Source organism: Alkaliphilus metalliredigens QYMF, assembly GCF_000016985.1.
GTDB lineage: Bacteria > Bacillota > Clostridia > Peptostreptococcales > Natronincolaceae > Alkaliphilus_A > Alkaliphilus_A metalliredigens.
Genome location: NC_009633.1, coordinates 4,883,394 through 4,901,584, shown reverse-complemented (window position 1 = coordinate 4,901,584; position 18,191 = coordinate 4,883,394). Strand labels below are relative to the sequence as shown.

The 18,191-nt window shown below is 37.0% G+C and carries 15 protein-coding genes and 2 tRNA genes; 14 read left to right on the top strand and 3 right to left on the bottom strand.

The features are described from left to right. The first annotated feature begins 26 nt into the window (after positions 1-26). The 8 genes from AMET_RS23830 (at position 27) to AMET_RS23795 (ending at position 6,995) form a co-directional block, all read left to right on the top strand. Positions 27-2,039, top strand: a complete 2,013-nt coding sequence (locus AMET_RS23830; RefSeq protein ID WP_012065721.1) for a DHH family phosphoesterase — start codon at positions 27-29, stop codon at positions 2,037-2,039. Further along, the gene (rplI, locus tag AMET_RS23825) at positions 2,036-2,485 is read left to right on the top strand and encodes a 50S ribosomal protein L9 (RefSeq protein WP_012065720.1); all 450 of its coding nucleotides are present in this window, start codon (positions 2,036-2,038) and stop codon (positions 2,483-2,485) included. Before AMET_RS23830 ends, rplI begins: the two co-directional genes overlap by 4 nt. 188 nt (positions 2,486-2,673) lie before the next feature. Then, a complete protein-coding gene (dnaB, locus tag AMET_RS23820) occupies positions 2,674-4,008 on the top strand; it encodes a replicative DNA helicase (RefSeq protein ID WP_041722010.1) in 1,335 nt (444 codons plus the stop codon). Positions 4,009-4,032: 24 nt separating this feature from the next. Next, positions 4,033-4,662 carry a GNAT family N-acetyltransferase gene (locus tag AMET_RS23815; RefSeq protein ID WP_157047343.1) on the top strand — a complete coding sequence of 210 codons (630 nt, stop codon included), beginning with the start codon at positions 4,033-4,035 and terminating at the stop codon, positions 4,660-4,662. Between the two features lie 216 nt (positions 4,663-4,878). Next, on the top strand, positions 4,879-5,085 hold the full coding sequence (locus tag AMET_RS23810; protein ID WP_012065717.1) for a DUF1858 domain-containing protein: 207 nt from the start codon (positions 4,879-4,881) through the stop codon (positions 5,083-5,085). Between the two features lie 231 nt (positions 5,086-5,316). Next, a complete protein-coding gene (locus AMET_RS23805; protein ID WP_330368649.1) occupies positions 5,317-6,603 on the top strand; it encodes an adenylosuccinate synthase in 1,287 nt (428 codons plus the stop codon). 188 nt (positions 6,604-6,791) lie between these two features. Then, a tRNA-Lys gene (locus AMET_RS23800) sits at positions 6,792-6,867 on the top strand. A gap of 53 nt (positions 6,868-6,920) precedes the next feature. Further along, a tRNA-Glu gene (locus AMET_RS23795) sits at positions 6,921-6,995 on the top strand. A gap of 72 nt (positions 6,996-7,067) precedes the next feature. Here AMET_RS23795 and AMET_RS23790 read toward each other — a convergent pair. Both AMET_RS23790 and AMET_RS23785 read right to left on the bottom strand, forming a co-directional pair. Next, complete coding sequence (locus AMET_RS23790; RefSeq protein WP_012065715.1) at positions 7,068-8,045, bottom strand: ATP-binding protein; 978 nt, start codon at positions 8,043-8,045, stop codon at positions 7,068-7,070. 13 nt (positions 8,046-8,058) lie between these two features. Next, positions 8,059-9,132 carry a DnaD domain protein gene (locus AMET_RS23785; RefSeq protein ID WP_012065714.1) on the bottom strand — a complete coding sequence of 358 codons (1,074 nt, stop codon included), beginning with the start codon at positions 9,130-9,132 and terminating at the stop codon, positions 8,059-8,061. 237 nt (positions 9,133-9,369) lie between these two features. On the opposite strand from AMET_RS23785, the gene AMET_RS23780 reads away from it, so the two are divergent. Both AMET_RS23780 and AMET_RS23775 read left to right on the top strand, forming a co-directional pair. After that, positions 9,370-10,878, top strand: a complete 1,509-nt coding sequence (locus tag AMET_RS23780) for a M1 family metallopeptidase (RefSeq protein WP_012065713.1) — start codon at positions 9,370-9,372, stop codon at positions 10,876-10,878. Between the two features lie 223 nt (positions 10,879-11,101). Then, positions 11,102-12,547 carry a LysM peptidoglycan-binding domain-containing M23 family metallopeptidase gene (locus AMET_RS23775; protein WP_012065712.1) on the top strand — a complete coding sequence of 482 codons (1,446 nt, stop codon included), beginning with the start codon at positions 11,102-11,104 and terminating at the stop codon, positions 12,545-12,547. 123 nt (positions 12,548-12,670) lie between these two features. Here AMET_RS23775 and AMET_RS23770 read toward each other — a convergent pair whose 3' ends face one another. Next, entirely contained in the window at positions 12,671-13,963 is a 1,293-nt protein-coding gene (locus tag AMET_RS23770) for a S8 family peptidase (protein ID WP_012065711.1), read from the bottom strand. A gap of 185 nt (positions 13,964-14,148) precedes the next feature. Here AMET_RS23770 and AMET_RS23765 point away from each other — a divergent pair, with 185 nt between their 5' ends. The 4 genes from AMET_RS23765 (at position 14,149) to AMET_RS23750 (ending at position 18,171) form a co-directional block, all read left to right on the top strand. Then, positions 14,149-14,961, top strand: a complete 813-nt coding sequence (locus AMET_RS23765) for a peptidase MA family metallohydrolase (protein ID WP_012065710.1) — start codon at positions 14,149-14,151, stop codon at positions 14,959-14,961. 110 nt (positions 14,962-15,071) lie between these two features. Further along, positions 15,072-15,761 (top strand): response regulator, encoded by a 690-nt coding sequence (locus AMET_RS23760; protein ID WP_012065709.1) that lies wholly within the window; start codon positions 15,072-15,074, stop codon positions 15,759-15,761. A gap of 2 nt (positions 15,762-15,763) precedes the next feature. Continuing rightward, complete coding sequence (locus tag AMET_RS23755; protein ID WP_012065708.1) at positions 15,764-17,563, top strand: sensor histidine kinase; 1,800 nt, start codon at positions 15,764-15,766, stop codon at positions 17,561-17,563. A gap of 86 nt (positions 17,564-17,649) precedes the next feature. Beyond that, positions 17,650-18,171, top strand: coding sequence for a hypothetical protein (locus AMET_RS23750; protein WP_012065707.1), 522 nt, complete (start codon positions 17,650-17,652; stop codon positions 18,169-18,171). Positions 18,172-18,191: the final 20 nt, after the last annotated feature.

Here is an 18,191-nt window from a genome sequence, read left to right as displayed (position 1 = left end):
TGTAAATTACTTTAGGAGGCAATCTAATGGGAACTATGCGAAATACAAAATTTTTTAAATTGCTCGTTCCAGATACGCGGATCTATATGATCATTATTTCTCTTTTAATCATTATTATCTCTATTTATAATCATGTAATTGGAATTATTGGTGTTTTCTTTTTAGCATATCTACTCTACTATAATCTTAAGATAACCAATATCCGTCGTGAGGAGTGGACACAGTATATTGAAGGCATTTCATCGGATATTGATTCAGCTACAAAGTATGCAATATTGAATCTACCTATTCCCTTAACCATTGTAGAATTTGATGGAACAATTACGTGGTATAATCCAAAATTTATAGAAGTAACAAATAAAAAGGATTTACTTGAAAAGGACATACAAGATGTGATTCCAAATTTTAATCTAAGAGAAATTTTAAATGAACAGCAAGAACAGGTGCAACAGGTGAATATAAATGGGAGGCACTTCGAGGTGCTTTATAATATTGTAAAATTATCCAAAAATCATGCTTCAAATTATATTATTATGCTTTACTGGCTAGAAGTCACAGAGTATGAAGGACTCAAGAAAAAGTATGAAGAAGAAAAGCCCATTGTTGGTTTGTTTCAGATAGATAACTTTGATGAAGTTATGCAGAGTACGGAGGAGATGAACAGGCCTTTAATTGCTGCTGAAATTGAGCATCGTCTCAATATATGGGTCAATAGATTAGGTGGGTTTATCCGCAAGTACTCAAAGGATAAGTTTGTTGTGGTTTTTCAAAAACAGCATTTAGAGAAGCTAGAAGTGAAGAAGTTTGATATATTAGATGAAATGAGAGAGATTAACTTAGGCAACAAAATACCCATCACCCTAAGTGTTGGAATTGGTGCAGAAGGGAAAATACCATTAGAAACCTGCGATTTTGCCAATGCAGCAAAGAATTTAGCCCTTGGACGGGGTGGAGACCAAGTCGCCTTAAAACGAAGTGATAAAATAAGCTTCTATGGAGGAAAGACAAAGGCTGTAGAAAAGAGAACGAAAGTGAAGGCTCGGGTCATAGCCCATGCATTAAAGCAGTTAATTGAGCAATCAGATAACGTGTTTGTTATGGGACACAAAGGCTCCGATCTAGATGCATTAGGGGCAGCTGTTGGGATTTATCGTGCATCTAAGAATAGAGATAAAGAAGCATATATCGTATTGAATGGTTCTAATCCTTCTATTGATGGGTTAACAGCAAGATTATATGAAAAGGAAGAGTACCGTAATAATATCATTACATGTGAAGAAGCCAAAACAAAGATTCAGCCAAGCTCTTTATTGATCGTTGTCGACACCCATCGTCCTAACTTTACCGAATGTCCTGAGCTGCTAGAGATATCAGAAAAGATCGTGGTGATCGATCATCATAGAAGAGGAACCGAATTTATTGAGGAGACGGTATTAAACTATCAAGAAACATATGCTTCCTCAACCTGTGAATTGGTTACAGAGGTACTTTATTATATGGATGATAAAGTAAACATTGAACCCTTAGAAGCAGAGGCATTGTTAGCTGGAATTGCTGTGGATACAAAGAATTTCACCTTTAAAACAGGGGTAAGGACCTTTGAAGCAGCTTCATTACTAAGACGTGCTGGCGCCGACACAATATCTGTAAAGCAGTTATTTCAGGATGATCTTGAAACCATCATCGCTCGAGCTGAAATTGTGAAACGAGCTAGGGTGATTAATGAGACAATTGCCATCTCTACCTGTGAAGAGCCTATTGAGAGTGTGCAATTGGTTAGTGCACAAGCAGCAGACGAACTTTTAGGCGTTAGGGGAATTACGGCCTCCTTTGTATTAGGTAAAAAAGATGATACAATGATTTTTATAAGTGGTCGCTCTATGGGAGCCATTAATGTACAAGTCATTTTAGAAAAGCTAGGAGGAGGAGGTCACTTAACTGTGGCTGGAGCCCAGCTAGAAAATTGTACCATGGAAGAGGCTGAAAAGGTATTAAAAGAAACAATTAATGCGTATTTGGAGGAGGGTGAAGAAGAATGAAAGTGATCTTATTAAAGGATGTAAAAGGATTAGGAGACAAAGGTGATGTTGTTAATGCCAGTGATGGATATGCAAGAAACTTCTTACTTCCTAAAAAAGTAGCAAAGGAAGCAACGGAAGGGAGTCTTCAAACATTAAAGGAGCAAAAAACTGCTCAGAAAATGAAGAAGGATCAAGAGGTAGATAAAGCTAAAGAACTAGCCGAACGATTAAGTAAGGTTGATGTCAACATCAAGGCGAAGGCAGGAGAGGGTGGCAGACTTTTTGGTTCAGTCACATCTAAGGATGTGATAGAGAAGCTGCAAAAACAAGAAGGAATTAAGCTAGATAAGAGAAAGTTACTTTTGGATGAACCAATTCGAGAGCTTGGATCAAAATGGATTGACATTAAATTGCATTCCGGAGTAGTGGGTAAAATAAAAGTAACCGTTACAGAAGAAGCATAAAAGCTGGAGGATTCCTCCAGTTTTTTTTATAAAAATACTTGAGATTTTTAATAAAGAGGGGTTAAAAAATTATGGTATAATAAATGAAGGATTAATGTAACGGAAAGAATATAAAATCCAAGATTTTGAATAGGGCGCATCTTTAAAAAGTAGAGTGTTAAAGTTATAGGAGGGTTCTTGTGGAAGTAATGAGTTCACTAAACAAAATACCACCCCATAGTATAGAAGCAGAGCAATCAGTACTAGGATCTATGCTATTGGATCGAGAGGCGATTATTATTGCCTTAGAAGTCATTCATGGAGAAGACTTTTATAAAGAAGCACACCGAGAAGTTTTTGAATCTGTCTATGATTTATTTAATCGAAATGAACCTGTAGATTTAGTTACGTTAACGGAAGAGTTAAAAAAAAGGGGAACACTAGATGCCATAGGGGGAATTACTTATCTAACAAGCCTTGCCTCGGGCGTTCCCATTACAACCAATGTACGATACTATGCAGAGATTGTGGAAAGAAAAGCAACCCTTAGGAGGGTCATTAAATCATCTGAGGAAATCATACATCTTGGATATAGCAGCGATGTGGAAGTATTACAAGTCATAGAACAGGCTCAAAAGAGCATATATGATATTTCTCAAAATCGTTCTTCGGAGGGGTTCACCCCAGCAAGAGAAATTTTATCTGATACATTTGATCGAATTGAACAACTATATGAGAACAAGAAGGGCATTACAGGAATGACCACAGGGTTTCTTGATTTAAATACAAAACTAGGCGGCTTTCATAAAACAGATCTCATTCTAGTTGCCGCAAGACCTGCCATGGGAAAATCTGCCTTTGCACTAAACTTAGCACAAAATGCAGCAACAATGGATAATGCATCAGTTGCTGTCTTTAGTCTGGAGATGTCCAAGGAACAGCTGATGCTTAGAATGCTAGCATCAGAATCCATGGTGGATTTAAATAAAATTAAAAATGGAAACCTAAATGAAGAAGAATGGTCTAAGATTGCCCAGGCAATGGTGCCTCTCTCCGTAGCAAATCTATATTTCGACGATACACCGGGTATTAGCATCATGGAAATGAGATCTAAATGTAGAAGATTAAAAATGGAAAAAGGATTAGACCTTGTGGTAATTGACTACTTACAGTTAATGCAAGGAGACGGAAGAATCGAAAGTAGACAACAAGAAATTTCTGCAATTTCAAGGGGATTAAAAATACTGGCAAAGGAACTAGACTGTCCAGTCATCGCACTATCCCAGCTATCACGTGCGCCTGAGCTTCGAGCAGATCATCGACCCATCCTATCTGACTTGAGAGAATCGGGAGCCATTGAGCAGGATGCAGATTTAGTTATGTTTTTATATCGTGATGAATACTATTTTCCAGACAGTGAAAAGAAAAATATAGGAGAAGTGATCATTGCAAAGCACCGTAATGGTGAAACTGGAAATATTGAGTTAATCTGGTTGGGACAATTTCAAAAGTTCCTTGATTTTGAAAAGTATCGCCAAAATTAAGAGGATAGGTAGTGGAGGATAAAGATGATTATCGCAAGGGGAAGAAATACCTATATGATGAAACTACAACGCAAACATGTTGATTCAATGCAGGAGTGGGGCAAACATCAGGAGCCTTTGTTTTATGGATACAATTTTCCCAAAATGAATAGGCAAGAGCGCAATTATTGGTATCAAATCAAAGCTTTTTCCTTTAGTAAGCGTTGCTACGCGATCTTTAATTTAGAGGGACAGCTAGTGGGTTATATTGCATTGAGAGATATTAAATGGTTTCGAAAAGTCGGTGAGCTAGGGATTGTATTTGATCCAGACCAAATCAACAAGGGTTATGGTAGTGATAGTTTAAATACTTTTTTAATCTATTATTTTGAAGTACTAAAAATGAAAAAATTAAACCTAAAGGTATCTTACTTCAACAAACGTGCCCAAAGATGTTATGAAAAATGTGGATTTAAGATTGTGACAGTTAAACTTGAAGAATTTGAGGATCAAAGATTACCAATCTTTCAAGAGGAGTTGTATTTACCTTATCGAGAGTTGTTTAAACTAGATAAAGGATTGATTAAGTGTCAATTTATCCACATGATGATGACAAAAGAAATGTATAAAAAGAATAAGTTATCCACACTATCAACAGAACACCTGTGCATATAGTGGTGTAAGCTGTGGAAAAAGATCAACTTTAGGGTTTTATTTATAGAATAAAGAGATTAGGATAAAATTAAGAGAACTTCAATTCACAGGAAGCTTTTTAATTTAACCGTGAAGAAAAATATAAAACAGGGAAGTTATCGTAAGATATATTGATAAAATTGATTAAAAATGGTAATATTATAGACGAAAGCTATACAAGTGAGGAGGAACACTACGATGAAAATTAATCGAGATATGACTATTATGGATGTAATGCAATTAGATCGAGAAGTTGCAACAATCTTCATGAAGTACGGATTACATTGTCTTGGCTGACCTGGTGCCACTATGGAGAGCATCAGTGATGCTGGAAACGTACATGGGATTGATGTAGACAAATTAGTTGATGATTTGAATAAGTTTTTTGAAGAAAAGGGAAACTAGATATAATAGATAAAGCCTAGGAGAAATCCTAGGCTTTATCTATTATATCTAGTTTGCGTCAAAAGAGTGGATTACCTTTTATGAGGAGAGGGTAAATACCTGGCAGTAATACCGAATTATATATAATAAGAGCAAAATAATATTCGACTATTAATTGACCAGTTCTGGATTTAATGGTAATATGGTAAGATAATGTTCGGATAGGACAAACATTTTGAATGAGAGGTGTGTATGATGCCATCAATAGTAATTGTAGGTGCCCAATGGGGCGATGAGGGAAAAGGAAAGATTATTGATTACTTAGCACAAGAAGCAGATGTGGTGATTAGAGCGCAAGGTGGAAACAATGCAGGACATACAGTGATGGTTGAAGATAAAAAATATAGCTTTCACTTATTGCCTTCTGGCGTGCTTTTTGAGGACAAACTAAATATTATCGGTAATGGCGTTGTGTTTGATCCCGAAGGATTTTTACAAGAGATAGAAGTACTTAAAAAAGAAGGGATTAATACATCTAACATTAAGATCGATGAAAGGGTACATGTGATTTTCCCTTATCATAAGCGAATTGATCAATTGGAAGAGGAAGCAAGGGGTGAAGCCCAGATCGGGACAACTAAAAAAGGAATCGGCCCCTGTTATATGGATAAGATTCAGCGATCTGGTATTCGACTTGGGGAAATGATTGATGAAGAGGATTTTAAAGACAGGTTATATAAGCAAGTAGATGATAAAAACAAGATAATTGAAAAGATCTATGAAGCAGAGGGATTTGAAAAAGAAGCCATGTATGAAACCTATCTCAAATATGCTAGAGAAATCAAAAAGTATGTAACGGATACAACCATACTGGCCCATGAAGCCTTAAAAGCAAAAAAGAAGGTGCTATTTGAAGGGGCACAGGGAACATTACTAGATATAGACCTAGGAACATACCCCTATGTGACATCCTCTCATCCTACGGCTGGTGGATTTCCTATTGGAGCAGGAATTGGACCTAATCAAATTGAACAGGTATTAGGAATTGTGAAGGCCTACACCACTAGGGTTGGTTCAGGAACATTCCCTACAGAGCTAGATAACGAAGTAGGAGATAAAATCCGGATTAAGGGAAATGAATTTGGGACAACAACTGGAAGACCAAGAAGATGTGGCTGGTTCGACGGTGTGATGGTAAGATACACCACACGAATAAACGGGCTAACGGCTATGTCGTTGATGCTATTGGATGTGTTAAGTGGATTTGATACACTGAAAATCTGTACAGGCTATGAATTAGAAGGGGAGATGGTAGCTCACTTTCCAGCCAACATAAAAACATTAGGTAAATGCAAGCCAATATATGAAGAGCTACCTGGTTGGGAGGAAGACATTACAAATATGAAGACATATGAAGAACTTCCAGAAAATGCAAAGAAATATATTGAAAGAATTGAGTCCTATGTGGGTGTTCCAATAAAAATGATTTCTGTGGGACCAAAGAGAAATCAGACCATTATTAGAGAACGTTTATTTTAAAGGTTTTAACATGACTGATTCTATGGAAAAAAGTTAGGGACCAGTATAGATAATATGCTGGTTTTCTAGCTTTTTTTCCATTAAATGAATGGTGAAAAGTGATTGTAAACGTAATGGTGAATAAAGTCGAAAAAATGATTGACAGCGGCATGAACTTCTAGTAATATATATAACTGTAGTCACAATTTGACCCATTAGCTCAGTCGGTAGAGCACCTGACTTTTAATCAGGGTGTCCCGCGTTCGAGTCGCGGATGGGTCACCAGTTAAATCATATTCAGTGATTCTTAGTGAGGAATACTAAGGGTTGCTGAACTTGGCCCCTTGGTCAAGCGGTCAAGACACCGCCCTTTCACGGCGGTAACAGGGGTTCGATTCCCCTAGGGGTCACCAAATCAAAAAACACCTTACTCATTATGAGTAGGGTGTTTTTTTTAAAAAGTTTTCGCTAGCATCAGACGAATTTTATTGTGACTCCCATCGTAAGTCATTACCATAAAATTTTAACACGGTAAACTTAGAAAAGAGCCGGGAAAAAATACGATCGTCGTAACGGTCCATTAATTCCTTGGGACTTAAGTTTGTGGAGATAAGTGTCTTCTTATTAGATAATAAACGACTATTAATGATATTAAACAGTTCACTATTGGTAAAGGTATTGGTCATCTCAGTTCCAAGATCATCAATGATTAAAAGATCAGCTTCAAAGAGAAGATCATACTTATTCTTTTCCTGCTTATTTTGAAAACGAAGATCACTGATGATTTCTAACAGCTTAAAGGCTGTTTGATAGATCACAATATGTCCTTTATCTAAAAGAGACTTGGCAACGCAATTAGCTAGAAAAGTCTTACCTAATCCAGTTGATCCATAGAACAATAGGTTCTCTTCATTATCTTTATCAAAGTTAAAAACAAAGCCTTCAGAGACATTCAGTATATGGAGCATATTTTCTCGAGGACTTTGAGCTTGTTCTTCAAAGGAAGCTTCAGAAAAAAGCGCCATATTAAAATGATTAAAATTTTCCTTTTGTAATACAGTGGATAGGTTGGACATTTTATAGGAATAGTTTATAATTTCTTGTTTAAAGCAATTACATTTCTTTCCGGTATTTAAAAAGCCAGTATCCTTACACTGAGAACAATCATATTCCTCATCTAAATATTGAAGAGGAATATTGTTTTCGGTTAATAACATAGCCTTATCTTGTTTTAACTTCAGTAACTGACTTTTAAGGGTATCTATCATTTTTTCTGGATGTGTTTCACCATGGATGAGGGATTTAGAGATAGAGATACCAAGTTTTTGCACTTCCCGATCAATTTTTTTAATCTCTGGCACCCGGCTATAGACCTCTTGCAGTCGTTGGAGTCTTTTGGTCTTGGTATAATCCCTTTTCTTTTCATAGTTCCTTAATATCTCATTAATAAATGCCTTCTTCATTGCATAGACACTCCTACTGATTTATTTTGTTGCGATTGAGTACGAGTTCCTCTAATTCCTTAGCATTATACTTTGAACCACGACTTTCCGTTAAATGAAATTTAGTCTTGGTAGCAGGGGGGGAAGCTTTGGACTTAGCTGGTGAGGGAGTCACCTTTTTTTGTTGGTCTAACTGCTCGATGTCTGATACATTACGGATCCCCTTTTTGAACCAATCCGCTAGAATACCATTAATATAATTTATATTTGGATTAGAGGTTTTACTGGAATTAGCGCAAGCCTTTAAAATAACCGTGAGGTCAAATTGATACTCATCAACCCATTTATTCATAATTTCAATTTCAGCCTCTGATGGTTCTCGACCAATAAATCCCATGGCCTTAAAGATCCGATCATAAATAGCAAATTTTTCTCCCTTTTTAAGTAAATATGTTTGAAGCTGCTCCACGGTAGTAATGCCTAAGTCATACCAATTTCGTGCAACCCCACCAACATATTTGACACTCTTAATGTTTTTCTTGTGCTTACAGTAGCTATAGGCCTTGATAATTAGTGGGGGATCAATGTTGAAGGTATAAAACCATTCTAAAATCTCTTTTTTTTCATTTGGAACAAGTGGGCGGTCAATGATACGATTAATCTCCATAAACATCTCTTTGATTTCAGGTACCTTATTCGCATCTACTAAATCCTTAGGAGAGCAACTAAAGGGTTTGGGCTCTGAAGCTTGTGAGGAAGGTTGCTGGATGGATTTAAAGTTATTATCTATATAGAGTTGCTTTAAATTGATAAACTCCACTGTATAGTTTGTATCGTCGCCTTCTTCCATGGGATGTTTTTTGATAATCCCTTTGCTTTCCCAAAAATCCCATGCAGATAACACATCGGAAAGGGGTAGGGTCAGATGCTTAGCAATGGTCATGTTGCTAGACTCTAAGCTGATATCACCTTCACAGGCACACTTATACCCTAATAAGTACACCTTAACATAGGTACCATTTGCCATGGGCATGTACACATCAATAAAAATATTTTCAATGGATGTATCTCCTAAATCAATAGAAGAAGATCTCTTAATAAAACTCATCTAATATCACTCCAATTTCACATACACTTTTCTGATTTTATTCTATTATATCATAGAATACTTCAGTTGTTGCTACCTTGGATGGATTAGAAAAAGAATCAATAACTGGAGTGGAATGGATTGGTTTTTTATTTATGATGCCTTGCTAAAAGTTTTAAGAATAGAAAGCAAAAAAAAACAATAAGATTTTATAGTAGAGAAACATAATAATGAATTGCGATAACCTAAGGGGGCAGAATGATGGATCCTTTGAGAAGAAAAATAAAAAGAATTGTTATCATCTTGACTGTTTTTGTGTTTTCTATGGGCGTGTATCATTTTTGGCCTGGATATCAGGCTTTACCTGTATTGGCTCCAAAGATAACAGAGGGTGAGGGAGCATATTACAAAATCAATGCAGTTTTTGAGGAAGAAAGCATGGGTATTAAGGCCCATCAAGAGCTAAAGTATCTCAATAAACATGAACAAACCCTAGAAAATATTTATCTTCATCTATACCCCAATACATTTAAAAGCAAGGAACAGGCGCCCTTTGAAAAAGAAGAAATAGATCGGGCATATCCCAATGGTTTTAATCCCGGATGGGTGGAAATTTTGTCTGTAAAGGAAGGAAAAAATCCAACAGATCACCTGATAATGGGAACTGGAGGGACCATATTAAGAGTGACACCTAAAAAACCACTAGCACCGGGTGAATCGATGAACTTATCCATTGAATTTGAAGTGAAGCTACCCAATGCCATTGGTCGTATGGGGTATAGTGATAGCACGGTTAACATTACCAATTGGTATCCGATACTATCGGTTTATGATAAGAATGGATGGAACTTAGATCCCTATTATCCCATAGGAGATCCATTTTATAGCGAGGTAGCAACCTATGAAATTACACTGATGATTCCAACCGGTTATGAATTGGCCACAACAGGAAATGTGATGAAACAAAAGGAAGACGGGAATATGAAGACCTATGAAATTGAAGCCAAGAGCGTTAGGGATTTTGCCATGGTCATAAGTCGATTTTTTGAGGTGCAGGAAGCAAAGCTAGGGGAGACAAAAATCCTTTCTTATTCAATTAATGGTTTGCGGGGAGAAGAAGCACTTCAATATGGCGTGGATTCACTTGAAATATTTAACCGATTGTTTGGAGTTTATCCCTATGATCAATTATCTATTGTGGCAGCGGACTTTTTTATTGGAGGCATGGAGTATCCTAACTTAGTCATGATTGGAAGGCAACTCTATGAAATGGAGGAGAAGTTTCCTTTAGAATATGTTGTGGTCCATGAAGTGGCCCACCAATGGTGGTATGGAATCGTAGGAAACAATGAAATCACAGAACCTTGGCTAGATGAAGCATTGACAGAGTATAGCACACTTATGTACTTTGAGGAGAAATATGGGCCTCATATAAAGGAACAAATTTTTGAAAAAATGATCAAGGCACAATATCATAATTTTACTGATTTTGAGCCAGATAAAGGGGAAGGCATATTAAGGAGCTTGAAAGAATTTGATAGCTCTTGGGAGTATAGTAGCATTGTATACAGTAAAGGAGCCATGTTTGTAGAGGAACTCAGGGAACACATGGGAGATGAGGCATTTATGACATCTATGAGGGAGTATTTTTTAGACTATCAATTTAAAAATGCAACCACAGAGGACTTCTTCGTTGTTTGCCAAAGAAACACGTCTATTGACTTAAGACCATTGTTCACACAGTGGCTAGAAAAACAGATGGAATAAAATGTTTAATATTACATAAAATAATAAAAATACCTATAGAAAGGGACAATCCTTTTTGTGGTTACTAGAGTAAATTAAGGGTTGTCGATTTGAAAAAATGTGATATAATAAACAGGTGATTGTTACAGAATCATTACAAATATAAATTTTTACAGAAGTGAAACTAGGAGCAATCCTACCCCTAAAAGAGTATTTGCAACTTATGTACTCGAGAGGAGCTAAAATGATGAAGATTGATATCAAAAGAATTCAAAAACAAGCGGAAAGTACATATAAAAAATATGAAGCACATATGAGGAATTTTTATAATATAAACAAAGGGAAAAAAGCGGTTCAGTATAAAATAATAGGCGCAGCCTTAGCCCTGATACTGGTTCTCTCAGTGGTTTTACTGAACGGATCAATAAACGCTTCATTGCAAGCATATGAGATACAGACAGATGGACAAGTATTAGCTGTTGTCAGAGCCGAAGAAGACTTTGAAGAAGCGATGAATGCTGTAAAGCAAGAACTAGAAAAGACCTACAAACAGGAAGTGATCATGATTCAAGAGCTTGAAGTGATAGAAGTGAAGGCAGATGAGGAATCAATTACAGACCGGAATATGATGATCCGAAATATCCGAAAACAACTAGATTTGAAGGTAAAGGCTTTTGCCATTAGTGTCAATGGAGAAGACGTGGTTGTTGTCAGAGACCAAAGTACTGCAGATGAAATTTTGGCAACATTAAAAGCGCCATTTTTACAAGAAGATGAAGTTGAAAAATATGAAAAAGTTGATTTTAGTGAAGAGATAGAAATTAAAGAAATTGCCACAGAGATAGGTGCTTTGAGAGAAAAGGAAGATGCATTAAATTTAATCATTACAGGAACCGATGAAGAGAAAATTCATGAGGTGCAATCTGGAGAAAGTGCTTGGACCATTGCAGGGAAATATGATTTAAGTGTATCAGATATTGAAAAGGCTAATCCAGAGATTAATTCTGAGCGACTTCAAATTGGACAAGAAATAAGTTTAATTATCCCTAAACCTTATATTAATGTGAGAACACTAGAATTCATTGTACAAAAGGAAATCATTCCTTTTGATACAGAGTATGAAAAGACCAGCTCCTTATATGAAGGAGATCGAAAAATTACGATACAAGGTGTAGAAGGTGAAAAAGAAGTACAGGCATATATTGTAAGAGAAAATGGTATAGAGATAGATAAAGAGATTCTTTATGAAGAAATCCTTTTAGAGCCTAAAATGAGAGTAATTGCAGAAGGAACAGAGCCACGACCTAGAACAGTAGCGACAGGGGTTTTTGCTAATCCAACCCGTGGTAGACTAACATCAGGCTTTGGCACAAGATGGGGCAGACGTCATGAAGGAATTGATGTGGCAGGGCCAACGGGAACAGCTGTTAATGCTGCAGATGCAGGACTCGTTTCCTTCGCTGGATATAATGGTGCCTATGGGAATCTAGTGATTATTAATCATGAAAATGGATACCAGACATATTATGCACATAACAGTTCACTCCTTGTTAAAAAGGGAGATCGGGTTTATAAAGGAGAGCAAATTGCTAAGATGGGAAGTACCGGTAGAAGTACGGGTCCACATCTACACTTTGAAGTCAGGAAAAATGGCTCCCCTGTTAATCCCTTAAGTTTTGTAAAATATTAGAAAACAACCTATATAGATAATAGCGTAGTCGTATTAATGACTACGCTATTACTGTTTATACCACTAAAACGACAATGAAAACAATAAATCGATATTCACTCTAGTTACTTAAATTTAATCATGCTACAAAATAATTAAAAGCACAACAATTAGTAAAACAAGGAACCAATCGCTAAAGAAGGAACGATTTCTTTGAGGTGATTGTATCGGTCTAGACGGCGTAGTTCCCGGTTTTTTATGGGTAGGGTTTGTATCCTGTAATATTTTACGAATGTCAAGGATACCAGCACCCTGGGCATCTCTATTTTGATTTATGCTTAGGGCATGCTTTGTCATAAGTGATTTTACCCCTTGGGGGTTCAAGGATGGATTTTGCTCATAAAGTAAAGCAGCACATCCTGCAACAATTGGGGTTGCCATGGAGGTTCCTGATAAACTGGTATATTGGCTCCCTTGGTGACTAAGAGAGTTAATACGGACCCCAGGAGACAGTAAATCAGGCTTACTAAACCCATCTGGAGTAGGACCTCGGCTTGAAAAATCTGCAATTTTAGCATCTCTTGGTGAAGTAATGTCTCGATCATCAACTGCGCCTACACTGATGGCTGAAGGGCTGTTTGCCGGTGAATTGATGGTACTTCTCTCGGGACCACTATTTCCGGCAGCGGTCACAACGGTAATTCCAGCGTTAACTGCTGCTTCAACAGCCTGACATAGCGGATCCTCGCGATAGGATTTATTTGCCTTTGTCCCAAGGGATAAAGTCATTACTTTGACGTTATAACGACTGCGATTATCCACAGCCCACTGAATACCGGCGATGACATCGGATATGCTGCCGCCACCGTCCTGGTTAAGCACTTTAACACCCAGGATGTTGGCATCCGGTGCAATCCCCATATATTTGCCTTGGGAGGAGAATCCATTTCCTGCAACGATACCTGCCACATGGGTGCCGTGTCCATCATCATCATAGGGTGAAGTTCTTTTACCAACAAAATCCTTGAATCCAATGATCCGATTGGTAGGAGTGACCAGATCACTGTGGGGGTGAACCCCTGTGTCTATCACTGCTACAGTAACACCTTTTCCAGTTAAGTCATATTCATTGGCGTAGTCAGAACCTACAGTAAGGGAGGCTACATCCATTAGTTTATGGGCTAACTCATCATAAATAATTTTATTGATGAATTCTTCCCTAGCAACGCTCCTAACCCCAACTGAAGGAAGGTAGGCAGCCACAGAATTAATGAGAGGAAGAAGGTATTTAATTCGACCACCTTTGTCTCTAACACATTTTTCAAGGTCAGCACAATCACAATTTTCAGCTCGAATGATCACAGGAATTTCGTCTTCATCTAAAGTCATTAATCGTTGGAACACTGATTCTTCTATAATATCTCTATATCCAAACACACGCTGTCCCCCTTTACATTGTTTCATGATTTTTAATCTAATATAGACTATGCAAAAGCTTGAAAAAGGTGACAGTTAGTGAATATGGTATTTATTCTCATGGTAGTCGTATAGAAGTTTACATAACTATATGATATAATACAATCTGTATCCTCCCATACATATCCTTGAAGGGAGGGATTGTGATGTTGAAAAAAAACATGAAATTAAAATCATGGAGAAACATAGGATTTGTTGGATTCATTGTGTTACTTTTGATGCTAGGGGCATACAGCTCATTTAAACCTCAAGCAGTGACGGCCTTTAGGCCTTTGCTGAGGAGCGCTGAAGAAACCATGGTAAGCTATCAAACAAGAAGTGACCAACAAATAGAGACAGAGAATTTCATCATTAAGTATCAATCAATAGATGAAGAGCTGCTGCAATTCATTGCAGAAACAGCGGAAGATAAGTATAGAGAAGCAACGGCAGTATTTCAATACGAACCTAAGGATAAAGTATTGCTGGTTGTCTATAATGATCCAAATCGAATGATGAAGACGGTCATGTTAAATAAAGAAAAACCACCTATGGGTGTGTATTATGGAAATGCGCTTCATATTTTAGATCCTACTTTATGGGTTAATGAGGGACAGGATTTAGAGCAGGTTTTTTATGAGGAAGGGCCGATTTTGCATGAACTGGTCCATTTGCTAACAGACCATGTAGCCAAGGGGAATTTTCCCCATTGGTTTACGGAAGGGGTTAGTTTATATTTTGAATATGAAGTAGACGGATATGAATGGGGTAGAGGCGTCACATTGTCAGAGGTATATGACCTGGAAGCTTTGACCTATGGATTTCATCAAATGAATCAGTACGAAGCCTATACAAAGTCATTTAGATTGGTGAATGCATTTGTAGAGGAGTATGGAAGACAGGCATTAATCAACTTGATTGAAGAATTAGGAGAGGGAAAAGACCCTGAGAAAGTACTTGCCATTTTTAATGAATTTTAAAGTTAAAGAGAAATCTTTGACTTTAAAATAATTTCTTTACTTAATTAAGCAGGAAAAAGTGAAACCAAGTAGAACTGTTATATCAAATCAATTGATGAGGTGAACTGAAAATGGAGAAGAAAATATTAATCGTTGAAGATGAAAAGCCTATTGCAGATATTTTAAAGTTTAATTTAGAAAAGGAAGGTTACCGCATAGAAATGGCCCATGATGGGGAGGATGCTTTGAAAAAAGTGAGTGAATTCATCCCTGATTTGGTTCTTCTAGATGTGATGTTACCCAAATTAGACGGGTTTCAGGTCTGCCGAAAGATAAGAGAAAGTTTTTCTATGCCAATTTTGATGCTAACAGCTAAGGAAGAAGAAGTAGACAAGGTGTTGGGTCTTGAGATTGGAGCTGATGATTATATTACAAAACCATTTGGCATGCGTGAACTGCTGGCTAGGGTAAATGCAAATTTTAGACGCATGGAAGCACCTGCAGGATCACAAGGCGGTGGCAAGATTTCCTCCGGTAAGTTATCCATCGACTTTAGTAAATATGAAGTAAAAAGAGACCAACTGGTCATTGAGTTAACCTCTAGGGAGTTCGAGCTCTTGAAGTTTTTAGCAATTCAAGCAGAGCAGGTCTTTACAAGAGAACAGCTTTTAAAAGAAGTATGGGGATATGAATATTATGGAGATATTAGAACCGTAGATGTAACCGTAAGAAGATTGAGAGAAAAAGTTGAGGATGATTCCGGTAACCCTAAATACATACAAACGAAGCGGGGCGTTGGGTATTATTTCAGGAGGGCCTAATTATGTTTAAAAGTATCCGGTGGAAGTTTATAACCATCTACTTCCTGCTTGTATTTATGGCGATGGTTATTGTCGGTGTGTTTTTAATTAATCAGTTCGAACAGTATCACTTGGGCGTTGTTCGAGATAATTTAACGCAGATAGCCAATAGTTTAAGGATCTCTCTTAAGGATATGGACTGGCAAAAGAATAAGGAAGATGTTCAGGAAAACATTACTTATTATGAAAAAATCGGAATGGAAATATATGTAATTGGTAGAGATACAAACTTTACCATTATTTCTAGTACAAATTTGTCTTATCTGAATGAGAATGCAACGGAGATTCTGGAACCGGACTTAATCTTATCTTCCTTTAATGGGGATCCAGGAGAAAAGGACATTGTCCCTAAGGAAGAGGGGTTGACTAGCTCTAAAAATATGGTTTTTCCCCTTTACGATGAGCATAGTCGTGTAACAGGTGCCATCTATTTGAGACAAAACCTCGAAGAGATTTATAATACATTAGATCAATCCATCAATATCTTGATTAGGGCAACGATTTTAGCCTTATTTATCACGATTTTTGTAGGGTACTTTATTGCAAAAAGCGTCACAGGGCCTATCAATGATGTGACCATTAAGGCTGAAAAAATGGCGAGGGGCGATTTTGAACAAGTGGTAGAAATCAAGTCAGATGATGAAATTGGACAATTAGGAAATATGTTCAACTACTTGATGGCACGCTTGAAGTCCGTGCTTCAAGAGATGTCCAATGAAAAGCAAAAGATGGATACCATTATTACTTATATGGCGGATGGTTTAATTGCAACCACCATGGAAGGGAAAGTGATCCATGCAAACCCCAGGGCTTTAGAAATGTTAAGGATACAAGAAAAAGATATTTTAGAAAAACATTTCGATGAAACATTTAAGCAATTAAATGAACGGTTAACCATTGAATATTTACAAAATAGTCCAGCTAAATGGTCAGGAAGTCAGATGATTGAAATGGAGTATGGTATTACTTTGCGAGCTAACTATGCTCCATATATGAATGAAAAGGGAGATTTAGATGGCATTATTGTGCTTTTCCAAGATGTAACAGAGTATGAAAAATTGGAAAATATGAGAAAGGAATTCGTCGCTAATGTTTCCCATGAGCTTAAAACACCCTTAACCACCATCAAAAGCTATACAGAAACATTATTAGAGGGTGCCATGGAGAATCAAGAGCTAGGAAAACAGTTTCTGAATGTTATTGATAACGAAGCAGATCGGATGGCTCGACTTGTACGAGATTTGTTGCAACTATCCAATGCAGATTATCAACAAACGAAATGGGATAAAAAGGAAGTTGATTTAAATTATATTGTTGAAAAAGCAGTACTAAATTTAAGTGTTTCAGCAAAAAATAAAGAACAAGAATTAAATTATAAAGGATTAAGAGAAGGTGTATCAGTGTGGGCTGATGAAAATCGTATTGAACAAGTACTGCTGAATGTGATAAGTAATGCCATTAAATACACAGCAAATGGTGGATGCATCGATGTGTCCTTGGAAGAAACCCAGAACCATGCAACGATTAAAATAACAGATAATGGTATGGGAATTCCAAAGGAGGATCTGCCTAGAATATTTGAACGATTTTATAGAGTTGATAAAGCCCGTTCAAGAGAAATGGGAGGCACTGGATTGGGTCTTTCTATTGCAAAGCAGATTATTGATGTTCATGAAGGCATGATTAAAGTTGACAGTAGAGAATCGGGTGGCACGGCCGTCTTGATTGAGTTACCACTTCTACAGGAAAAAATGTGTAATTGATTTTTAATTTCCTTGTAATGTGACTGTAATACAAGTGCTATATAATGATAATGAAATCATTTAACTGTTTTACAGGAGGAATTAATATGATAAAAAAAGTAATCGCTGGCACAGTAATGATCGTTTTAATAAGCGCGTCGGGTGCAGTCGTATACGCAAATCCTGATCAGGTTAACTATTCTAATGTAAATATTGAAGAAATAAAAGAAACTGAAAGACCATTTCAGGTTATTTCACCAGTGCGAAATGTAACAACAACAAAGAAAAATATGATTTTAACTTTTACTGCTTCTGAAGGAACAACGGTTACCATTGATGTATATCACAACAGTAATGAAGACGGAGAAACGGAAAATTTTGTTCAAATTGGTGAAACAATAGAGATGGAAGTCGGGTCTCTAGAGAGACGTACCATAAGTGTGGAACTGCAAAAAGGGAAGAATAAGATCACATTCAAAGCCATACAACCCAATGGGACAAAGCATGAAGAGGTACGATTTGTTATGTTAAAGGACATTGAAGAAGTACAACAAGAAGTGAATGAGAGTATTAGCGGAAATTCGACAGCACAAACGATCCAAAATATTCTAAATACAGGCAGAGAATAATTGAGCTTGGAGTGGTTTTA

What these genes read in the sequence shown, in the direction of transcription:
- AMET_RS23830 (WP_012065721.1), top strand. Translation starts at nt 27, where the DNA reads ATGGGAACTATGCGAAATACAAAATTTTTTAAATTGCTCGTTCCAGAT.
- rplI (WP_012065720.1), top strand. Translation starts at nt 2,036, where the DNA reads ATGAAAGTGATCTTATTAAAGGATGTAAAAGGATTAGGAGACAAAGGT.
- dnaB (WP_041722010.1), top strand. Translation starts at nt 2,674, where the DNA reads ATGAGTTCACTAAACAAAATACCACCCCATAGTATAGAAGCAGAGCAA.
- AMET_RS23815 (WP_157047343.1), top strand. Translation starts at nt 4,033, where the DNA reads ATGATTATCGCAAGGGGAAGAAATACCTATATGATGAAACTACAACGC.
- AMET_RS23805 (WP_330368649.1), top strand. Translation starts at nt 5,317, where the DNA reads ATGATGCCATCAATAGTAATTGTAGGTGCCCAATGGGGCGATGAGGGA.
- AMET_RS23790 (WP_012065715.1), bottom strand. Translation starts at nt 8,045, where the DNA reads ATGAAGAAGGCATTTATTAATGAGATATTAAGGAACTATGAAAAGAAA.
- AMET_RS23785 (WP_012065714.1), bottom strand. Translation starts at nt 9,132, where the DNA reads ATGAGTTTTATTAAGAGATCTTCTTCTATTGATTTAGGAGATACATCC.
- AMET_RS23780 (WP_012065713.1), top strand. Translation starts at nt 9,370, where the DNA reads ATGATGGATCCTTTGAGAAGAAAAATAAAAAGAATTGTTATCATCTTG.
- AMET_RS23775 (WP_012065712.1), top strand. Translation starts at nt 11,102, where the DNA reads ATGATGAAGATTGATATCAAAAGAATTCAAAAACAAGCGGAAAGTACA.
- AMET_RS23765 (WP_012065710.1), top strand. Translation starts at nt 14,149, where the DNA reads ATGTTGAAAAAAAACATGAAATTAAAATCATGGAGAAACATAGGATTT.
- AMET_RS23760 (WP_012065709.1), top strand. Translation starts at nt 15,072, where the DNA reads ATGGAGAAGAAAATATTAATCGTTGAAGATGAAAAGCCTATTGCAGAT.
- AMET_RS23755 (WP_012065708.1), top strand. Translation starts at nt 15,764, where the DNA reads ATGTTTAAAAGTATCCGGTGGAAGTTTATAACCATCTACTTCCTGCTT.
- AMET_RS23750 (WP_012065707.1), top strand. Translation starts at nt 17,650, where the DNA reads ATGATAAAAAAAGTAATCGCTGGCACAGTAATGATCGTTTTAATAAGC.